Below are 20813 nucleotides of genomic sequence, written 5' to 3'. Positions count from 1 at the left end.
TTATGTAATTATATTAATTAAATTTATTATTTTAATTTAAAGAAACTCATAGCATCTTCAAGCTCTCTAGCTTCATTTAATAATGATTCTGCTGCTGATGATGACTGTTCTACTAAAGCGGCGTTCTGCTGTGTTACTGTATCCATTTGAGATACTGCTATATTTACCTGATCTACTCCAGACTGCTGCTCTATTGCTGTTTCGCTTATATCACGCATAATATTTGAAGTCTCTTCTAGTTTCTTCTCTAAATCTTCAAATATCTGCTGAGATTCTTTTGCTTTTTCAGCTGACTTACTAATTTTTTCATAAATTACCTCAATAAGATTTGTTATATCTTTAGCTGAAGTCTGAGAGTTTTGTGCCAAGTTTCTTACCTCACTTGCTACTACAGCAAAACCTTTACCCTGCTCCCCTGCCCTAGCCGCTTCTACTGCCGCATTAAGTGCAAGTATATTTGTCTGAAAAGCAATGCCTTCTATAACCTTTGTAATATTTTTTATCTTTTCGCTGTCTTCACTTACTTCTTCTATACTTTTAGTAGTTTCTTCTATTATTATACCTGCATTTTTTATAGACTCCATAGACTCTTTCATCATATTATTGCCTTCTACCGAATGCGAAGTTGATGATTTTATTGTAGAAGCCATCTCTTCCATAGAAGAAGCTGTTTCCTCAAGACTTGCTGCTTGAGATTCGGTTCTTTTAGATAAATCAGCATTACCATTGGCAAGCTCCTGTGCCGCATGAGTAATCTTTTCAGAAGAAGCATTTACCTGTGAAATAATTTCAGTTAATTTCTTACGCATATTACCAAACGATTCAAATAATATTCCAAGCTCATCTTTTCTTTTATGTTCATTAGCCGCATAAGTTAAATTTCCTGTTTCTATTTCTTTAGCCTCTTTTATAATACTTCCTAAATGTCCCATAAGTCTCTTTATAAATAGATATACAAAGATAGTTAATAATACAATAGCAGCCAATGCAACTATAGAACTAATTAGTATTAATTGTTTATTGACAGCATATATTTCACTGTCAAACATACTCATAGCAACAACCCAATCCATAGTTTTCATTTTGTAATACGAACCTGTTCTATTGGCATTTGAATATGTATATGATAATTTCCCATTAACTGAACTGCTGTCAAATGCTTTTTGATAAACCTGAACAGCTGAACCTCCTATTTGATCATATAAAGTATCCATCATATCTATTAATCTTGAATCTATAGCTAATATTCTTCCGCTTTCTCCAAGTGCTATATCAGTAAAATAGGTGTCATGTATAAGTTTCCAGTCTATAATAACAAAGGTATAACCTATTAAGTTTCCTTCATTATCCTTTATGCCTCCGCCTATAGCTATAGAGTGAACACCTGTATCTTTAGATTTTATCAAATCATCATCGTAAGTGAATTTACCATTGTTTGACTGTAATTTTTTCCACAAAGTAGGTCTTCTCTCAGCCATACTTCCAGTTGTGTTTCCGGCTGCATCCATAACAACATTACTATTCAAATCTGTAATTACAGTATTTATAGAATAATCATTGGCGGTATTTACCTGTTTTAAGGTATTTAAAAGATTTCTTAAAGAAACATCATTTCTATTTATTATAGAATCGATAACAGCAGGCATTACTGAATAAGTTTCTGCAAGAGAAATTTGATTTATCAGTATAGAATCAAATAATTTAGCATACGCTTGTACAGTATTATCAAAACCTTCAAATCTGCTTTTGCTTATTCCCATATTGGCAAAATTTACTGCTATTAAAAGAATAATAACTATAAGTGCTACCGATATCAATGATATGATAGCTGGTATTCTAAAAGATAAACTATGGATTTTTTTCATAATAAACTCCAATAATCAATAAAACAATTTTAAAAATTTCATAGAATATTTAACTATCAATTATATAATATAAATAAATAAAGTATATATATTATTACTGTTTTATTCGTTATTTTTTGAAGTTTTTTTAAAATAAAATGTTTTTTTCATATTAAAATTAAATTTTTTTTTTACACTTTTTTTAAAAGTTTTATATATTATATATATCAATAGAATTGATTTGTATCTAATTTTATAAATTTTTTTCTTCATAATTTACCTTAATAGCGGGCATAATTTTATGTCCGCTGCTTTTTAAAATAATTTTATTATAAAACATTTTTTAATATAAAATGAATGAAATAATAATAGAATACAAAAAAATAAAAAATATTTATATAAGAGTTAAAGCAGATTTAAATATATACGTAACCGCCCCAAAAAGAGTTTCTAAAAAATATATATATGAAATTGTAGAAAGTAGAAAAGATTGGATTGAAGAAAGAAAAGAAAACATAAAAAAGAAAAATTCATATGATATAAGCAAAAAAGAATTAATAAATGGAGATAAAATATACTATCTTGGAAAATGTTATGAGTTAAATATATTAAAATCAAAAAAAGAAAACATCATAATAAATGAACATATTATAAACATGTATGTAAATATAAAAGAAGATGAAAAGTTTATAGATGCTAATATCAAAAAAAAATATAAACTGCTTGAAACTTGGTATAAAAAAGAAGCATTAAAACTATTTAATACACTTTTAAAAAAATATTGTTTGATTATGTCGCTTGAAATAAAAGGCTTCACTGTAAAAAAATTAAAAAGCAAATGGGGTTCATGCGACATTTTAAAAAAACATATTACGCTAAACCTAGAACTTATGAAATACCCTATCATAGTTTCAGAATATATAGTAATTCATGAATTAGCACACCTTATAGAAGCAAATCACAGCAAAAAATTCTATGAAATTATAAAAAAATATATGCCAGAATACAAAAAGGTAAAGAAAATACTAAATAGTTTTTTTAATGATTTATAAATTAAAACTATTGAAAAAAATATGATTTATACTATACTTAAAAACACTATTTAATATAAGCATTAATTTTAACAAGTTTATGAGGTAAGATATAATGGATTATAATGAAAAATTATACAATGTATTTTCAAGCGGCGAACAAAGAGCAGAATCATGGATGGCAGCAGTATTTTCAAAAGAGTATGATCATAATGTCAGCATTGACGAAGTGAGAGAAATACTTTCAGAAGCTGATGAATATGTGGTTCTAGAATTTGAAGAGATAGAAAAAAGCAATTTTATAAGAGATAAATCAAAATGGGAGATAGCTGTTAAACTTCAGTATTTACCTATGGTAATGGACGAAAGTCATCATGATTGCGGATGCGGTGGGCATTGTGAAGAAGGCGGATGCGGCTGTTCTCATTCTCATGATGATGAAGAAAGCGAAGAAGAAAATAACGAAGAGAATAATGATGAACTTAGCTTTTATATTGCATTGGTTGATGCTTCATCTGTTACAGAGAATGTGCCTGAAATATTTTCAGTAAACACAGTAAGAGAAACTGATTATAATGAAGCATGCGAATGCAAATATGCAATACATGTATCTACAATATTTGATAATTTTCCTCTTACAGACTATCAAAGACAATTAAAATTATTAGACAGTTTAGTTCCAGAAGCCTCTATATTTTTGGATATGTCATGCTACACTGCTCATTCTGGGGATTGGCTTTCATATACATCTACTTTTGCATTGCCTGCTTCTTTGGATTATCTTTATACTATACATGCTGTTTATGATGATGATAAAGATCCAAACAAAGTAGAGTATTGGTTTCATACGCATGGACTTTACAGAGTGGGTTCTATAGAACTTGAGATAGTTGGAGTTGAAGATTCAAATGCTTCTTATGGAGCACTTTTAAATACTTGTGCCAAAATGTTTATAGAAAGAGGCGTTCCAGATGCAGGTTTTAAATTCAATCCAGCTTATAATGTTTATGTATGCTGGTTTCCTTGGCAGGAGGCATTAAAAAAACTTAATATTGCCGATGATGTTTCTGGAAGTGCTAAAGACAGAAATGACGGAGTGCATAATACTCCTTCTGGTATACTTCTTGCTGTAGATAATGACGGTAATTATCATTCGCTTGATTATTATAAAAAAGAACTCACCGATAATCCTATGTTTATGATGAGCTATTTTGAAACTTCACTTATGAGAGAAGCTGCTTTTGAAAAATTAGAATATTTCTTAGAACTTCTAAACAAAAACAAAGGCGATGAAAAAACTTCTTTTTTGGTAAAACTAGGATATGGAGAAACTGAAGAAAATCCTAATGATTTGGAGCATTTATGGTTTGATGTTCATGATTTCACAGATGACGGATATTTTGACGCCACTTTAATCAATGAGCCATACAAGGATTTAGGTATGCATGAAGGCGACAGAGGAATGCATAGTATAGAAAGACTCACTGACTGGACTATATATTCAGAAGAAGGCGAATACAATTCAAGAAATATTTATTTATTATTTGAATAAGTATTTTTTATATAATATAAGTGCATTATAAAACAATGGGCTTTAATAAGCTCATTGTTTTTTTATAAATATCAATTTTTAATATATTACTGTTTATAGAAAGAAAATATATCAAATTTCACTATTATAGTCCTTATAATTCATCATTTTAAACAAAATAGTTACTATTAACTATAGTTTTTTTGATATTTTATACTACAATTATATCATGAAAATTATACCTTTAACTACATTGAGGAGCGTCAAATGAAAAGAGCATATATAAAGAATATAGCATATTATGTGCCTGAAAGAATATTAGACAATAAATATTTTGAAAGTATATTAGATACCAATAATGAATGGATAATAACACGTACTGGTATAGAAACAAGACATATGGCAAGAGCCGATGAAACTATATTTGAAATGGGCTTCAATGCAGTTAAAAACTTAGAAAAAAAAGGTGTAGATTTAAAAGAAGTTGATGCTATTTTAGTTCCTACTGTAACAAAAGATTATATATTTCCTTCTATGGCAGGTCAGCTTCAAAATGCTTTAGGTCTTAAACATTGCTTTGCTTTAGATTTATCAGCTGCATGTTCTGGATATATATATTCATTAAATACGGCGGTTGCCTTAATAGAAAGCGGTCAATGTAAAAATGTCCTTATAGTCTCTTCTGAAAAATTAACTAAAGATATTAATTGGAAAGACAGAGGTACTGCTATATTATTTGGCGATGCTGCTACTGCTTCATTAATAACAACAAGAGATGATGGAAAAGGTATTCTTGGAATGCATATGCAAAGTGAGCCTGATATGAGCATAGTGTTAAACGGAGGAAGTGTATGCCCTATAAGAGAGGACGTAGATGCTCCAGAGTTTAAAATATATATGGCTGGTTCTGAAACTTTCAAAAGAGCTGTAACAGAGTTTTCTAACAGCATAGATAAAGTTTTGGCAAGCACTGGAAAACAATTATCTGATGTAAGTTTCTTTGTTCCGCACCAAGCCAATTTGAGAATTATGCAGGCTGTTGCTAAAAGAATAGGTCTTCCTATGGAAAAAGTAAGTGTTGTATTAAACAAATTTGGTAACTGCTCTTCTGCAAGTATAGGATTAGCTTTAACTGATGCTTTGGAAAATAATAAAATTAAAGACGGAGATTTGGTTCTTCTTACAGGATTCGGAGGCGGTTTTACTTGGGGATCTACTTTAATGATCTGGTGATATATCTATATTTTTGAATAAAATTATCGTTGGGATAGCTTTTCATGCTATCCTTTTTTATTTTCTATAATTTCTTATTATGATATTTTTTTGAAAGGCATACAAATCTCTTCTTTTGTTCTCTTATTATCTGAATAAATACATACATAACCTCTATTATAGCTGTCAAAATGTATAACATATAAAGCATCATTAGGATCAGCAAAGTTAAACTCTATTTCTGTAGAATCTGGAGAACCAATATTTATTTTATCTAGTTCTTTTAGCTGATCCCAACCATGAGAAAATTTTAAGCTTACTATATTTCCAGAATCATCTAATGTAAATTTAAATCCTACATCATAACTTCCAATGTTTTTACTTGCTTTATATTCACCTTTTCTTTCAGAAAGTTTTATTTTTTCAGACATTTTTCTGCCCCAATTTTATAATTATCATGATATTTTATTAAGTTTTAATTTGTTAATATTAATTAATTACATCAATATTATACATTATTATAATATTTAATCTGTTTAAATCAAATATATTATATTATTAATGTATACTATATATAACAAAAACCTATTATAGTAGGTTTTTTAATAAAAAAATGTCTATTTTTATCAAAAATAATAATAAACGCTTATTTTAACAGCCAATTATTAATTATTGCATTATACTGTTTTTATAGTAAAATATTTTTCATTGTGAAGGATTTTTGTAATGAAAAAATTAATTATTTTGGAGATATTAAATGAATTTGTGGATTTTATCAGAAGAATACCCTAGATTACAAACTTTAAATACAATTATAAAAATGTTTTTAAAAGATAATAATTTTTCATCATTTATAGATAACATTAGGGTTATACCTATGCTTGAAAATAATTCATTTAATTTTACATATAAAGTTATAGGTATTAATTGCAATAAAATAAAAAATATATTTATAAAAATAGTCAAAGGTTCTTCAAGTTTTGTAGATTATTTAATATTTTATCAAAATGATGAACCTAAATATTCTGATAATCCTATATATGCAATAGAAGAAACAAAAACGGATGATAAAGAGAGCCGTAATACATCAATTTATCAAAGGGCAATAAAATTTATATTTATTGATACATACTATAAAAATGTAAAAAAAGTAATGCTTCATCAGAGAAAAAATATTAGTAGTAAATTTACAGATACGTATATTTTTGGAGTTAAAATATTAAAGACTTTTAATGTATTTTTTACAGATGAAGAAACAAATAAAATTGAACCTTTTTATAATATTGATGATCTTATAACATTTAAAAATAACATGAAAAAACCGCCAAAAGGTAATACACCTATAATCATTACCAAAGTAAATAATAATTTATTGGAAATATCTGGTATACTTAAAAAATCTGATAGTTTATCACATGATCCAAATATAGGAGCATTAACAGCTATATCTTATGCTTTAAGAAAGTTAGGTTGGAAATATTATATAATTATTACTAAACATCAATTAGAACAAAGACACATTAAAAAAAATAAATTTGTACAAATTGCTAATTTTATTAATATAGGTCTTGATGAACTTGATATACCAAATATAGAGTTAGATAATTTATATTGGTATTATGATAAAGAAGGTGAGAAATTAGCTACAATATTTGTACATGTTATAGTTGAAAGTTTTACTAATGGATATTCTATTTTTGAAAATCATGCAGGATGTGAAAAAGGATATTTTATAACTTCTGAAAATGAGTATATACCTTTAGAAAAATATGTTGATAGAGAAGATTATAAATCAGGTAATAAAAGTGCAAAATTAAATATACCTGATTTGATTTTAATAGACGTTAAAAAATTGGAAATAATCAACATAGAAGGTAAGAAAATAGCTAATCTAAAAGAAGGATTAAAATCATTAGAAGAATATTATAAGATAGAAAACATATATATAAAAAAATATTATCCTAAATACAAAATTATAAGAACTCTAGTTATATATGGTGGAGATGAAAAAGATCTTAAACAAGAAATAAAAATAGGTTTTTTATTATCAAAAGATGGAAATATTTTGCTTGGAATAGAAGCTCCAGATTTGTTTAAATTAGCGGTTAAAAATTTATTGGATTTTTGGAGAAATTGATATGCCAAAATCTAATATTTTTTTTGTGAAATCTCCGTTAAATTATATAGGAGGTAAATATAAAATACTAAATCAAATACTACCTATATTTCCAAATGATATTAATAATTTTATAGATTTATTTACAGGTGGTGGAAATGTTGCCGTAAATGTAAAAGCTCAAAAAATATTTATGAATGATAATTTAATTTATTTAATAGATTTATATAAATTATTTTATGAATTAAGATATAATAAAATATTGGAATATATTTATAATAGGATAGAAGAATATAAGTTATCTGATGATAATGCGGATGGTTATAATAAATTGAGAGACGAATATAATACCAATAGAAAACCTCTTGATTTATTTGTTTTAGTATCATATTCATTTAATCATCAAATAAGATTTAACAATAATCATCAATTCAATAATCCTTTTGGAAAGTATAGAAGTTCATTTAATAATTCTATAAAAAATAATTTAGAAAATTTTATTCATAGAATGCAAAGTTTAAATATAGATTTTAGTAATGACAATTTTGAATCTTTTAATTTTGATTTTTTAAAAGAAAATGATTTTATATACTGTGATCCTCCTTATCTTATTAGTACTGGAACTTATAATGATGGTAAGAGAGGATTTACCGGATGGAATAAAGATAATGAAATTATGCTATTAAACATTTTAGATAATCTTAATAAGAGAAATATAAAATTTGCTTTATCTAACCTTTTAATTCATAATGGGCAAATTAATAGTATATTAAAAGAATGGATTTCTTATAATAATTATAATATAAAAAAAATAGATTCTAACTATAATAATTCCTGTTATAATAAAAAAATATTAGCACAAACAAAAACTATAGAAGTCTTAGTAACTAATTACAAAACAGACTGGGAAGGTATAGATATAAATACAAATGATAGAAATTTATTTTTCAATATGGAAATATAATTTATGAGATTTATAGGAAATAAAGAAAATCTAGTAAAAAATATGTATTCAATACTAAGATCAAAAAACATATACGGTGAAATATTTTGTGATTTTTTTGCTGGAACGGCTAATGTTGGAAAATTTTTTAAGGGATTAAACTATAAGATATATTCATCAGATATATTATATTTTTCTTATTGTCTTCAATATGCTTATATAAAAAATAATACAATACCTAGATTTGATAAATTATTAGATTATTTGAATATAAAAAATAATTATCTATTTTCTGATTCAAATTTAGAATTGATTTTAGAATATTTAAATAATATTGATTCTTTTGAAGGTTTTATATATAATAATTATACTATTGGCGGAACTGAAAATAAAGAATATAAAAGAATGTATTTCTCAGATGAAAATGGTAAAAAAATTGATGCTATAAGAATCGAGATAGAGAAATGGAAAAATTATAGTTTAATTAATGATAATGAGTACTTTATTTTAATAGCTTCATTAATAGAAAGTGTTTCTTTTTTTTCAAATGTATCTGGAGTATACGCAGCTTTTCAAAAAAAATGGGACAAAAGAGCATTAAAACCTTTTATATTAAAACCAATAAATTTAATATTTAATGAAAAAGAGAACGAAGTATTTTTTGGCAATAGTATCAATATAATAAAAAATATAAAGACAGACATATTATACTTAGACCCTCCATATAATGAGAGACAATATGCACCAAATTATCATATATTAGAAACAATAGCTAGATATGATAATCCCATAATAAAAGGAATATCTGGTATGAGAGATTACAGGAATCAAAAATCATCATTTTGTAATAAAAAAACAGCTTTGATTGATTTAGAATTTATTATTAATAATGCAGATTATAAATATTGCATACTAAGTTATAACAATGAAGGCATTATGGAAAAAGAAAATATTATATCGATAATGTCTAAAGTTGGAAAAGTAGATTTAATAGAGTTTGATTATTTAAAATTTAAAAGTAATTCGAATAACAATAAAAAATTTATAAAAGAACAATTATATATATTATCAATTTGAAAAAGAGAATAAAATAAATGAAAAAGAAAGATAAAAAAAAAGATAATAACCATCTTGATGAACATTTTGAAGAGAGCATAAAAGATAATGTAATATTCTTTCCAATAAGACACCATTCTCCAGCATGCTCATATCATTTAAAAAATATTTTTGAGAGTTTTAAGCCAGACGCAGTGCTTATAGAAGGGCCGAGTGACTGTAATGATTTGATGAAATATATGATTGAAGAAGATACCAAAGCACCTTTTTGTATTTATTCAAGCTATATTGATAAAGAAAATCAAAAATACAGATGTTATTATCCTTTTTTGAACTATTCTCCAGAGTTTACTGCTATAAGAGAGGCATTAAAAAATAATATACACTGCAGCTTTATAGATATGCCTTACGCCTTTATGATTGAAAATTCAGAAGAAAATCCTAATTTAGAAAAAGAAGATTCAAAAGATTTGGAAGACGAAGAAATCAATAATAAAAATGATACTGATATAAAAAGAAAAAAATTAATATCCATTTATGATAATGATGATAATATATTTAATGTTAATGCCTATACGGTAGAGCTTACAAGAAAGGCTGGACTTAGAAGTTTTGCTGAGCTTTGGGAGAGGGACTTTGAAATAAATGGTATACACAAGGAAAGCAGAGATTTTATAAAAAGTGTTTATGCTTTAGGATATTATATGCGTCTTATAGAAGATGAAGACTTTGAAACAAGAAACAGAGAATATGTAATGGCTAAAAATGTCAAAGAGGCATTGAGTAAATATAATAGAGTTTTGGTAGTTACTGGAAGTTTTCACACAAAAGGCATAATTGATAAATTAAAAGAAGATGAAAAAAATAATAAAAATTTGGATAAAGAATATAAACACTTAAATAAATATATAGTTTCAAATACAGCAAGCTATTTAATACCATATTCATTTGAAGACGCTGATTCCAGAAGAGGCTACAGAGCAGGTATAGAGTTTCCTGCATTTTATAATTTTGTATATAAAGAGCTTGAGAATTACAGCCAACAAAATAATAATAATATAGTCGATATATATTTAAATGTTGTAATGTCATTCATAATAAAAGCCTCCAATATAGACAGATACAATCATAATGTTACTATACCAGACTGTATTAATGCTTATTATATGGCGGTTAATCTAGCCAAATTAAGAGGCAAAGAATCTGCAGGAGTATACGAACTTATAGACGCTGCTAAAAGTGCATTTGTAAAAGGCGATATATCTTTAGAAAATACGAGTAATCTTGATTTAATGATGAAGCTTCTTTCTGGAATATCCAATGGGCAAGTATCTTCAAAGAGCATAGTCCCTCCTGTTATAATAGACTTCAGAAATAAATGCAGAGAATATAAAATAAAAATAGATAAAACTGAAGAGATAGAATCAACTCTTGATATTGTAAAAGATAAAAAACATTTTGAAAAAAGTAAATTCTTTCATAAGATGCAGTTTTTAGATGTAGGTTTTTGCAAATTAATAAGAGGTCCAGACTATGTTAATAAAGTTAATAAAAACTTAGCACGTGAAATTTGGAAATATGAATACAAAACTATAGTGGAATCCTCTTTAATAGATAAATCAGTATACGGTGTTACAATAGAAGAATTAGCTTCAAACTTAATAACAGAAAGACTTGACTCTAATATAGATGCTAGAGAAGTGTCAAAACTTTTAATAGAAGCTGATGTTATGGGAATATACAATTTCTTTACAGACAATTATCAAAAAATAGAAGCAGCTATATTAAGAGATAATAATTTCATAAATCTATGCGACTCATTAAATAATTTATCATACTTAGCAAACATGGAAGCTATTAATGATAATATATCAAAGGAGCGAGAATCATTATTTGATAGCTATGATATAATACCAATAATAGAGGATTTGGCAAAACAGGTATTTGTACTTGCTGTTTCTAATATGGACGAGATAAAAAAATTAAAAGAAGAAGAGGCTTTAAAATGCTCTCATTATATAAAAAATCTATATTCATTTATTTTAGAAAATCCTAATTGGTGCGATATAGATCTATTTAATGAAAAAATAGATTCTATGCTTGACAATACATTTGGAAGCTCACATATATATGCGGTGTGTTTGGCTGTAAAATATAAATCTGGAAGACTTGAGGCATATGAGTTTTCAAATATAGTATCTAACTTTTTAGAATATTGCGAAAGCGAAACAGCAGCTTATTTTTTAAATGGTATATTACTTGCGGCAAGAGATATTTTATTTATTAATGACAGTATTATAAAGAGTATAGATAATACTATAAAAAATATAGATGAAGAGAAGTTTATCGAAATACTTCCTAATTTCAGATATGCATTCACCAATTTAAGCCCAACAGAAATAGAACGTGTTTCAGATATTATTGCTGTTATGTATAGAGCAAAAAGAGAAGAAGTGTTAATTGATATTAATATAGATATATCAGAAATACAGAAAGCAATGGATATAGATAATAAAGTTTATAATTTATTAAAAGAAACTTTATAATAAGAAATAAAATAATAAACAATATTTTATTTTATAAATGAACTTCCGAAAATTATAAAATTAGTTATAATAACAACGTATAAAAAATATTTATGGAAAAAATATGGTAAAAAGATTAACCCTTGAAAATGGAATTAGAGTTGTGCTTGAAAAAATGCCTATACTTGATACTGTATCAATAGGCTTCACATTTTTAACAGGCAGTGCCAATGAAAAAAAAGATGAAAACGGATATACTCACTTTATAGAGCATATGCTTTTTAAAGGTACTGATACTATGACTTCTAAAGATATTATAAGAGGTATAGAAGGAGTGGGCGGTATATTTAATGCATTTACTTCAAGACATCTCACTTCTTTCTACATCAATATAATATCTAAATATTTTAGCAGAGCAGTTGATACTTTAGAAAATGTTATACTTAATTCAGCATTCAAAGAAGATGATATTAACAGAGAAAAAAAAGTAGTGATAGAAGAATTAAAAATGTCTAATGATACACCTGAGGAAATATCTGCTAATCAATTTTTTGCAGCTGCCTATAAAGGTACTTCTATGAGTTTTCCTATAGGAGGAACTATAAATAATATAAAAAATATAAACAGAGATAAAATATATTCGTACTTTAAAGAACACTTTCATTCTAATAATTTAATTGTTTCTGTTGCTGGAAATTTTGATATTGATTATGTTGTAGAGAGGCTTTCAAAAATAAAACTTCAAAAGAAAAATAAAACTGAAAATGAAGAGCTTCCATTTTACTATAAAACTATTACAAAAGAAAAACAAGAGCTTCATCAAGTATATTTCTCGCTTATAACGCCCTCATACAGTGCTGTAGATAATAAAGAAAGATATGCTATGAATATAGTTAATGATATATTTGGCGGAAGTTCTTATTCTAGGCTATTTCAGGCTATAAGAGAAAATAAAGGTCTTTGCTACAATATATACAGCTATAATTCAAGTTTTATAAATGGCGGAACTTTTGAGATACATGGCTCTACCAGTTTAGACAGATATCAGGAAACTATAGAAAGCATATATTATGAAATAGAAAAACTTATAAGTGAAAGAATATCGGAAGAAGAACTTGAAGAAGCTAAAGAAAGTTATAAAAGTTCTATGGCGTTTAGCAAACTTAATGCTGAGTTTATCATGAACAAAAATACAAGACATGAACTCTATTTATCCAAATATGTTTCATTTAAAGAACTCTACAGTATGATAGATAAAGTTAACTTAAAAATAGTTAATGAAGTTATAGATGAAAAACTTTCAAATAAAAAATTCTTCCTCACCGCTGTAGGAGCTAAAGGAACTAAAGATATAAGCGATGCATTAAGTAAAAAATTAAAACTCAATTAATTTTTTACTATTTGCTTTATATTTTCTATAAATGTACTCATCTCTTCATCAGTACCTATTGTTACTCTTATATAATTATTTATAATATCAGATTTAAAATATCTTACCAATATTCCATTGTCTTTTAATTTTAAATAAATATCTTCAGCAAATACATTCTTATGCGATACAAATAAAAAGTTTGATCTTGAATCAAGTACATTAAATCCCAAGAGTTTAAGCTCTTTTTTTGTATTTTCTCTTGTTTTAATAATTTTTAAAACAGTATCTTTAAAATATTTTTCATCTTTTATAGCTTCTATACCTGCTAGTATTGAAAGCCTGTTTATAGTATAAGAATTAAAAGAATACTTTATATTTTTAAGCCCTTGAATAAGGTTTTCATTGCCGAAAGCAAATCCTAAACGCATACCTGCCAAACATCTCGATTTTGAAAAAGTTTGTATTACAAGAAGATTATCGTATTTATCTATTAATGATGATGCACTCTCATCAAAAGCAAAATCAATATAAGCCTCATCTATTATTACAATATTATCTTTATTGCTTTTTACAATCTCTTCTATTTGAGAAAGTGTTAGATATATTCCAGTAGGAGCATTAGGGTTGGCTATAAATATTCCAGAATCTAAATTTTTATAATCATTAATATCTATAGTAAAATCATCTTTAAGCGGTATTTTTACTTCGTTTAAATCAAAAAGACTTGAATATACAGAATAGAAACTATATGTAATATTGGGATAATAAATTTTATCCCCTCTATCAAAGAATGCCATAAATGAAAAAGCAAGTATCTCATCAGAGCCATTTCCTATAAATATATTATTTTCTTTTGTATTATATCTCTTTGCTATCTCTTTTTTTAGTTCATATACATTAGGGTCTGGATAAAGTCTTAAATCATCAAAATTGCTTTCAGATATAGCTTTTTTAACAAAAGGAGAAGGAGGATATGGAGATTCATTTGTATTTAATTTTATATATTTTTTATCTCTAGGCTGTTCACCGGGGGTATAAGGTTCTATTGAATTGGCTTTACTGCTTAAAAATTTATTCATAAATTAAATCCTTTTATTCATTACAGTATTATTATATATGATATTCTGTTATATAACAATAATATTTTATTATTATTTTTTTAGTATTAAATTTTTTTAATAAAAAAGGACAGAAACATTTTCTGCCCTTTTATAATTTTTATAAAATAAATATTTTAATTACCATTTAAGTACAAACTCAGTATAAATCTCTCCGTCTTTAATAGATTTGGTTATCTCCATAGAAGATCTTATATGAGTAATAGATTCAAGTAAAAGTGTAGCCCAAGAAAGTACAGCAAGCTCAATAACTTCAGGGTCATCATTAAAATTAGTAAGATGTACTACAAGAAGTTTTCTTCTAGCTTTAATAATCTCTATCTGTGCTGGGTCAAATAAATCAGGGAATATATGTTCAGCTGCATATGTTAAAGCTATATGTTTAGGTATAAAGAACAATAAAGGTCTTATATGTTTCGGTATAATCTGATTAAAGTGATATTCAGAAATATCTTTAATACCAGTATTAGCTCCAGAATAGAAGAGATCGCATACCAATTTATAAGGCTTATGGAAAGAAGTCATATAAGGATACCATTCTTTACTTGATATATCATTTTTAAATATTAAAGAAGATGAAGGCTCCATAGCAGTTACCCATTTTTGGTATCCCTCTTCGCCGAATTTTGTTTTAACAAATTCTTTTAATATTATCAAAGTGATACCTCTGACTCTTTGAGTAGTAGTATCCTTTTTAGATTTCATATCTCTGATTTTATATTTAGATATTTCACCTTCAAGTTCTGATAAAAGTCTGTTATTATCAGATGCGAATTTATTCATAGTATTTGCAGAAGCCGAAAGATCATTAGAGCTTTCAGAAATACTTTCAACACTGCCATGAATAGAATCTGATATATTTTTCAATTTATTCATAGTTTTTGAAGTGGCAAGAGAAATATTATTAAGCGATTCAAGATTAGTTTTTATCGTACTCAATTTGTCTGCCATATCAATATACTGTGTTTTAATATGTTCGCTGGATTCAGATATTTTAGTAATAGAAGTTACTATTTCATTAATAGCTTTCAACTGTTCAACAGAAGAAGTATGAACTGTACCCATTATCTCAGTAACTTCCTGTACATCTCTGGTAAGAACATCAAACTGCTCTGTAGATTCTGTCAAATCATTAGTAGTTATTATTATTTTATCTTCTATATTTTGAAGTACTTTATTAGCATTATCAGCCTGTTCATTTGATACTTCTGATAATTTACGTATCTCTTCAGCTACAACAGCAAAACCCGAACTGTATTTACCAGCATGAGCGGCCTCAATAGCTGCATTCATAGCCAAAAGGTTAGTTTGATGAGCTATATTTCTGATGGAACTTACAAAATTAGAAATGAAACCTAAAGCATTTCTTAAATCTCCTGTAGCCATAGATGTAGCCTGCATTTTTTCTTTACTTTTTATAGAAGCAGCAGACAAATCTTTAGCTTTATTTGTAGCTTTAGAAATAATACCGTCTATACTTTCTATGGTTTTACTCATCTCTTCTACTGCAGTAGCTATTTGCTCTATATTCTCGCCTTCTTCAATAATCTTACTTTGAAGTTCTCTAGTATCTTTTTCTATCAAGTCAATATTGCTGGTATTTGCTGATATATATTCCTGCATATTCTGATTGCTGGTCTCTACAATTTCTACCTGACTTAATTCATCATTAACATTATTTTTGATGGTTTCTATATTATTATTAATACCATATATTATTGCTAAGTTATCACTAATTTTTTCAGATAAGGTATCACTTTGTTTTTTAGAAGTTAAAATAGTCCTTTTTACAGTTGAAAGTACAGATTGAAGAGAATTATTTAGAAGAACTACCCACTTTGTCATCTCCCCTATTTCATCGCCACCTGATATTTTAGGAATACTTACTGTCAAATCTTTATTATCTACAGAATTACCTATAGCATCTGATATTTTAGTAATAGAACTAAATAATACCTTAATAAAGAATATTATAGCTACTATTGCCATCAAGAATGCTATGATAATAGTATAGAATATAGAATTATTCATATCTTTAATCTGCAAAGTATAATATGAATTAGGTATAAGCATTACTATATTTAAAAGTCCTGCTATACTAGTAACATATGATTTATAAGGTTTACCGTCTAGTTCTATATCATCTATTATAACATCTCCTGATGCCAAATTAGAATTAAATATTTCATAATAAGCGGGGTATAATATATCTACGCGGGCATTAATCAAATCACTATTTTTAGAATTAACAATGCTTGAATTCTTTTTATCTATTACAAGTAAATCAGCATCCTCTATATCAAGAATATCTTTTATATTTTGTGCCGAATAATTAAATAATACTCCTACATTTGCCAAACCAATAATTCTATTATTTTCTAAATCTGATATAGTAGAAGCCATATTTAATGTTATACCAACACCAGTACTTTCTTTAATCATATAAGGAGTTAATATTTGTCTATGTAATAATCCTCTGTCTTGGGAGCCATAAACATTAGTAAAATTAATCCACATAGTTTCATTTGTAATATCTGTTTTTGAAAATCTGTTATCAATAGTAGAATATCTATAAATAGCAAAAGGCTCATTTCCATTTCCAATAACTGATGGGTGAAACAAAACACTAATTATCCTATTAAAATAAAGCTGAGATTCACTTATCGAAGCTGATAAAAAATTCTGAAAATAATTATCTCTTGTTTGTAAATCATAATCCTTTATAGTATTATAACTTACAGCAAGAGTAGTAGCTATTTTGGCTGCTTCTTCTCTTGCTGACATTATATTATATTCAAATTCTTTTCCTATTAATCTAAATCTATTATCTAGGCTTCTTTCCGTAATAGCAGAAAAAGTTTCTGTATTTAAAGTATTGCTCAAGAAGTTGGTACTCAATGCCACTAAAGCCATAACTCCAACTATTATTAAAATTATACGAATTTTTATACCCATTGCAAAATGCTCCTGTGCAGTTAATATCGGAATTAGCATTATATTTTTTAAAGAATTATTACTATAATATATATTTAAAACAAATAACTGTAAAGTAATATTATAAAAAAAGTATATTAATTTTCTATAATATTTATTATTTTTGTATGTAAAAAAATTTAAAAAACGCCGCTATAAAAAATGTATTTCTCTGTTGTAGAGATTTTAAAGCAAATAAAAAGGCGATATCCTATAACAGGACACCGCCTCCAATAATTTTATATATTACTTACACACCCATTCTATTTATAACAACATCAAGAAGCTGATCCATAATGCTCACTACTCTAGCGGAAGCATTATAACCATGCTGATACATAGCCATTTGAGCAACCTCTTCATCTAGGTTAACACCAGACACTGACTGTCTTAATCTTTCAAGATATTCCATAACAACAGTTTGTTTTTCTGTTTCGGCATTAGCACTCTCTGTTCTTGAAGCAATTCTAGCAATACTTCCAGTATAAAAATCATTAAATGTAGATTTGCTTTCAACCATTATCTCTTTATTTTTCAAATTAGCAATAGCCAAAGCATTAGCTCCATCACCCAAACCATTCCATTTATCATTAAATCCGTTTCCTGTAGTATCTATACCTTTGGAAGCTGCAATGTAGTTTACATCATTTCTTATAATATCATTAACGGCAATAGCTGAAGCTGGATGTCTGTATGGAGTAGTTGTAAAGTTTCTGAAATCACCTGCTAATTGGTTTACCTGATCTGTAGCCTGCCAATTATATGCTCCGTTAGCTCCAGACTGATTTAATACTCCTGTTATACCAACCAAGAAATCACCTGAATCTTCTATATGTTTAATGAAATATGAAGGTCTCATATAATCATCAAAAGCTCTGGCTTTAAGTACAAGTCTGTTGTTATCATCTAAATAAGCAGATACATTAGCCTCGCTTGAATTAATTTTATCTATTAAATCACCTACTTTCATCTGTGCAGTATAATCTATTGCAACATCAGCACCTTCTCTTGATTTATTACCAAATATTAAAGTTCCGCTGCTTCCTATACTATCTGTAGGGTCTATAGAATTTATACCGCTTACTTTAAACATTATAGTAGAATCTTCCTGTCCGTCATTATTGCTGTCAAAATTACCTATAACTGAAGGAGTAGCTTTTGTCATAGTAAAGAAGTCAATACCTGTTTCCTGATTAAGTCCGAAACCGCTTCTATGTACTTCGTTTACACTGTCAGCCAAATTCATAGCGAATGTATCTATATCATTAATAGCGTCAACTGTATCAACATCTCTTAATTCTAATAAAGCCTTTAATTCTCCGCCTTCAAACTGTACCTGAACATGATCTTTCTTCCAATATATATCATACATTCCTTCGTTATTGACATTTTTTTCAGCACTCAATTCACTTACAACATTTCCCTGAATTAAAGCTCTTCCTCCTATGTAAACAATAGTTTCATCAGGATCCATAGATTTTATATCAACATTAGCAAGAGAAGAAAGCTCATCTACAAGCAAATCTCTTCTATCAAGTAAATCATTAGGGCTTTGTCCTAATGCCTGCTGCTTAACTATTTCAACATTCAAATCCTTAATAGAGTTAGATATATCATTTATTCTATTAATTTTACTTTCAACAAGATTGTTCAAATTATTACGCATATTATTCATTTGATTGAACATCTGATTAATAGAATTATTAACCCTATCGGCTCTCTCTACCAAAACCATTCTAGTGCCTCTTTCTGAAGGGTTAGCAGCCATTTCCTGCCAAGAATCCCAGAAAGCATCTAAATCACTTCTTAAATTAGCATTACCAGGTTCATTATATATAGCCTCTAATTGCTTTAAATAATCAGACTTTGTTTTCCAGTATCCGTCTGTACCAAGTTCCATCATTATTTTTGAATCTATAAACTGATCTCTTATTCTCTCTACTGTAGTGATTTCAGCACCCTGACCTAATTGACCAGCACGTTCTGCTCTATTAAGACTAGGAGCTTCTAAAGGCTTATCAAAAGTACGCATTACAACTCTCTGTCTGCTGTAGCCTTTAGTTGCAACATTATTTATATTATGACCTGTAACTTCTAATGCTGTTTTGAAGTTTTGAAGGGATCTTTTACCTAATTCTATACCAAAAAATGAGCTTGTTGACATTATTATGCTCCTTAAAAATAATAGTTTGCTTCTAATTAATTACTAGAATTATCGTATTTATAAAAAAATTTATTACATTTTTTTTATTATTATTGCAGCAAAAGGTAACATAATATAACAAATTATACATATATTTTCTGTTTATTAAAGCTTATTTATTTCTTCTACACTAAGCCCAGTATTCTCACTAATAATCTTTATATCTATACCAGCATTTTTGAAACTTCTAGCTATAGCAATCTGCTCTTCTCTTCTGCCTTCCTCTATACCTGCTATTCTGCCTTCCTGCAAGCCCTTCTCTATACCTTCTTGTATACCTTTCTCTATACCTTCTTGTATACCTTTCTCTATACCTTTTTCTATACCTTCCTGTATACCTTCTTCTCGCTCTCTTTTTAGCATTATAGTCTGACCATATAAAAAAGCATCTCTGGCATTATAAACCTGCATCTCATCTTCACTTGATATAAAACGTTCGTATCTTTTTATTACTTTAGGCATGATATTATTTACCTCCTTTAATTTTTCTTTTACTTTATCTAAATCTTTAGCCGTAAAAAACTCTATCCAAGATAATATTTTCTTTTTCTTAATATCTTCTGTGTTACTATTATTTAGTATTTTCTTAAATCTCGGCACTTCCACTATATGCATTTGAACCATATCTAAAACAATATCTGGATTTTCTGTGTCTATTAGCTTAAAACACCTATGGGGCTTACCCTCATCATTAAAATCCATATTGAAGTCTACAAAATTAATGCTTATAACCTCACTAATTATATCATAAGGCTCTTTTTCCTCCACTTCGCTTACTATGTTCTTAGATATATAATAGTATATTCTCTTTAAAAAGTCTATATTACCAGAAAGCTGTATCTCTATAATTATTTTTCTCTTATCTTTGGTAACAGCCTTTACATCAAGT

General features: G+C 27.3%; 14 protein-coding genes. 8 read left to right on the top strand and 6 right to left on the bottom strand.

What is annotated here, in order from left to right; genetic code table 11:
* Positions 1-26: 26 nt before the first annotated feature.
* Positions 27-1865, bottom strand: a complete 1839-nt coding sequence (locus F811_RS0103010; protein WP_020003810.1) for a methyl-accepting chemotaxis protein — start codon at positions 1863-1865, stop codon at positions 27-29.
* Positions 1866-2197: 332 nt separating this feature from the next.
* On the opposite strand from F811_RS0103010, the gene F811_RS0103000 reads away from it, so the two are divergent.
* From F811_RS0103000 to F811_RS0102990, 3 genes are all read left to right on the top strand, one after another.
* Positions 2198-2896 carry a M48 family metallopeptidase gene (locus F811_RS0103000; protein WP_020003808.1) on the top strand — a complete coding sequence of 233 codons (699 nt, stop codon included), beginning with the start codon at positions 2198-2200 and terminating at the stop codon, positions 2894-2896.
* 94 nt (positions 2897-2990) lie between these two features.
* A complete protein-coding gene (locus F811_RS0102995; RefSeq protein ID WP_020003807.1) occupies positions 2991-4427 on the top strand; it encodes a DUF4026 domain-containing protein in 1437 nt (478 codons plus the stop codon).
* A 246-nt stretch (positions 4428-4673) separates the two neighbouring features.
* A complete protein-coding gene (locus F811_RS0102990) occupies positions 4674-5639 on the top strand; it encodes a beta-ketoacyl-ACP synthase III (RefSeq protein ID WP_020003806.1) in 966 nt (321 codons plus the stop codon).
* Positions 5640-5716: 77 nt separating this feature from the next.
* Here the strand turns inward: F811_RS0102990 and F811_RS0102985 are convergent, their stop codons facing one another.
* Entirely contained in the window at positions 5717-6049 is a 333-nt protein-coding gene (locus F811_RS0102985; RefSeq protein ID WP_020003805.1) for a hypothetical protein, read from the bottom strand.
* Positions 6050-6375: 326 nt separating this feature from the next.
* Between F811_RS0102985 and F811_RS0102980 the strand changes: the two genes are divergently transcribed.
* The 5 genes from F811_RS0102980 (at position 6376) to F811_RS0102960 (ending at position 13648) form a co-directional block, all read left to right on the top strand.
* Positions 6376-7755 carry a hypothetical protein gene (locus tag F811_RS0102980; RefSeq protein WP_020003804.1) on the top strand — a complete coding sequence of 460 codons (1380 nt, stop codon included), beginning with the start codon at positions 6376-6378 and terminating at the stop codon, positions 7753-7755.
* A gap of 1 nt (position 7756) precedes the next feature.
* Positions 7757-8698 (top strand): DNA adenine methylase, encoded by a 942-nt coding sequence (locus F811_RS0102975; protein WP_020003803.1) that lies wholly within the window; start codon positions 7757-7759, stop codon positions 8696-8698.
* 3 nt (positions 8699-8701) lie between these two features.
* The gene (locus F811_RS0102970; protein ID WP_020003802.1) at positions 8702-9754 is read left to right on the top strand and encodes a DNA adenine methylase; all 1053 of its coding nucleotides are present in this window, start codon (positions 8702-8704) and stop codon (positions 9752-9754) included.
* A 17-nt stretch (positions 9755-9771) separates the two neighbouring features.
* Entirely contained in the window at positions 9772-12279 is a 2508-nt protein-coding gene (locus F811_RS0102965) for a DUF5682 family protein (RefSeq protein ID WP_020003801.1), read from the top strand.
* A gap of 103 nt (positions 12280-12382) precedes the next feature.
* Positions 12383-13648, top strand: coding sequence for a M16 family metallopeptidase (locus F811_RS0102960; RefSeq protein ID WP_020003800.1), 1266 nt, complete (start codon positions 12383-12385; stop codon positions 13646-13648).
* Here F811_RS0102960 and hisC read toward each other — a convergent pair.
* The 4 genes from hisC to F811_RS0102940 form a co-directional block, all read right to left on the bottom strand.
* Positions 13645-14709, bottom strand: a complete 1065-nt coding sequence (gene hisC / locus F811_RS0102955; protein WP_020003799.1) for a histidinol-phosphate transaminase — start codon at positions 14707-14709, stop codon at positions 13645-13647. The genes F811_RS0102960 and hisC overlap by 4 nt on opposite strands.
* 159 nt (positions 14710-14868) lie before the next feature.
* Entirely contained in the window at positions 14869-17703 is a 2835-nt protein-coding gene (locus F811_RS0102950; protein ID WP_020003798.1) for a methyl-accepting chemotaxis protein, read from the bottom strand.
* Between the two features lie 268 nt (positions 17704-17971).
* Positions 17972-19885 (bottom strand): flagellar hook-associated protein FlgK, encoded by a 1914-nt coding sequence (gene flgK, locus F811_RS0102945; protein ID WP_020003797.1) that lies wholly within the window; start codon positions 19883-19885, stop codon positions 17972-17974.
* 144 nt (positions 19886-20029) lie between these two features.
* The coding region (locus F811_RS0102940) for an Rpn family recombination-promoting nuclease/putative transposase (RefSeq protein WP_020003796.1) at positions 20030-20813 on the bottom strand (784 nt) is incomplete at its 5' end.

Source organism: Brachyspira innocens ATCC 29796 (assembly GCF_000384655.1).
In the GTDB taxonomy this organism is placed as follows: Bacteria; Spirochaetota; Brachyspiria; order Brachyspirales; family Brachyspiraceae; genus Brachyspira; species Brachyspira innocens.
Note: the sequence above shows the minus strand (reverse complement) of the source record. Positions and strands in the feature narration are given on the sequence as shown.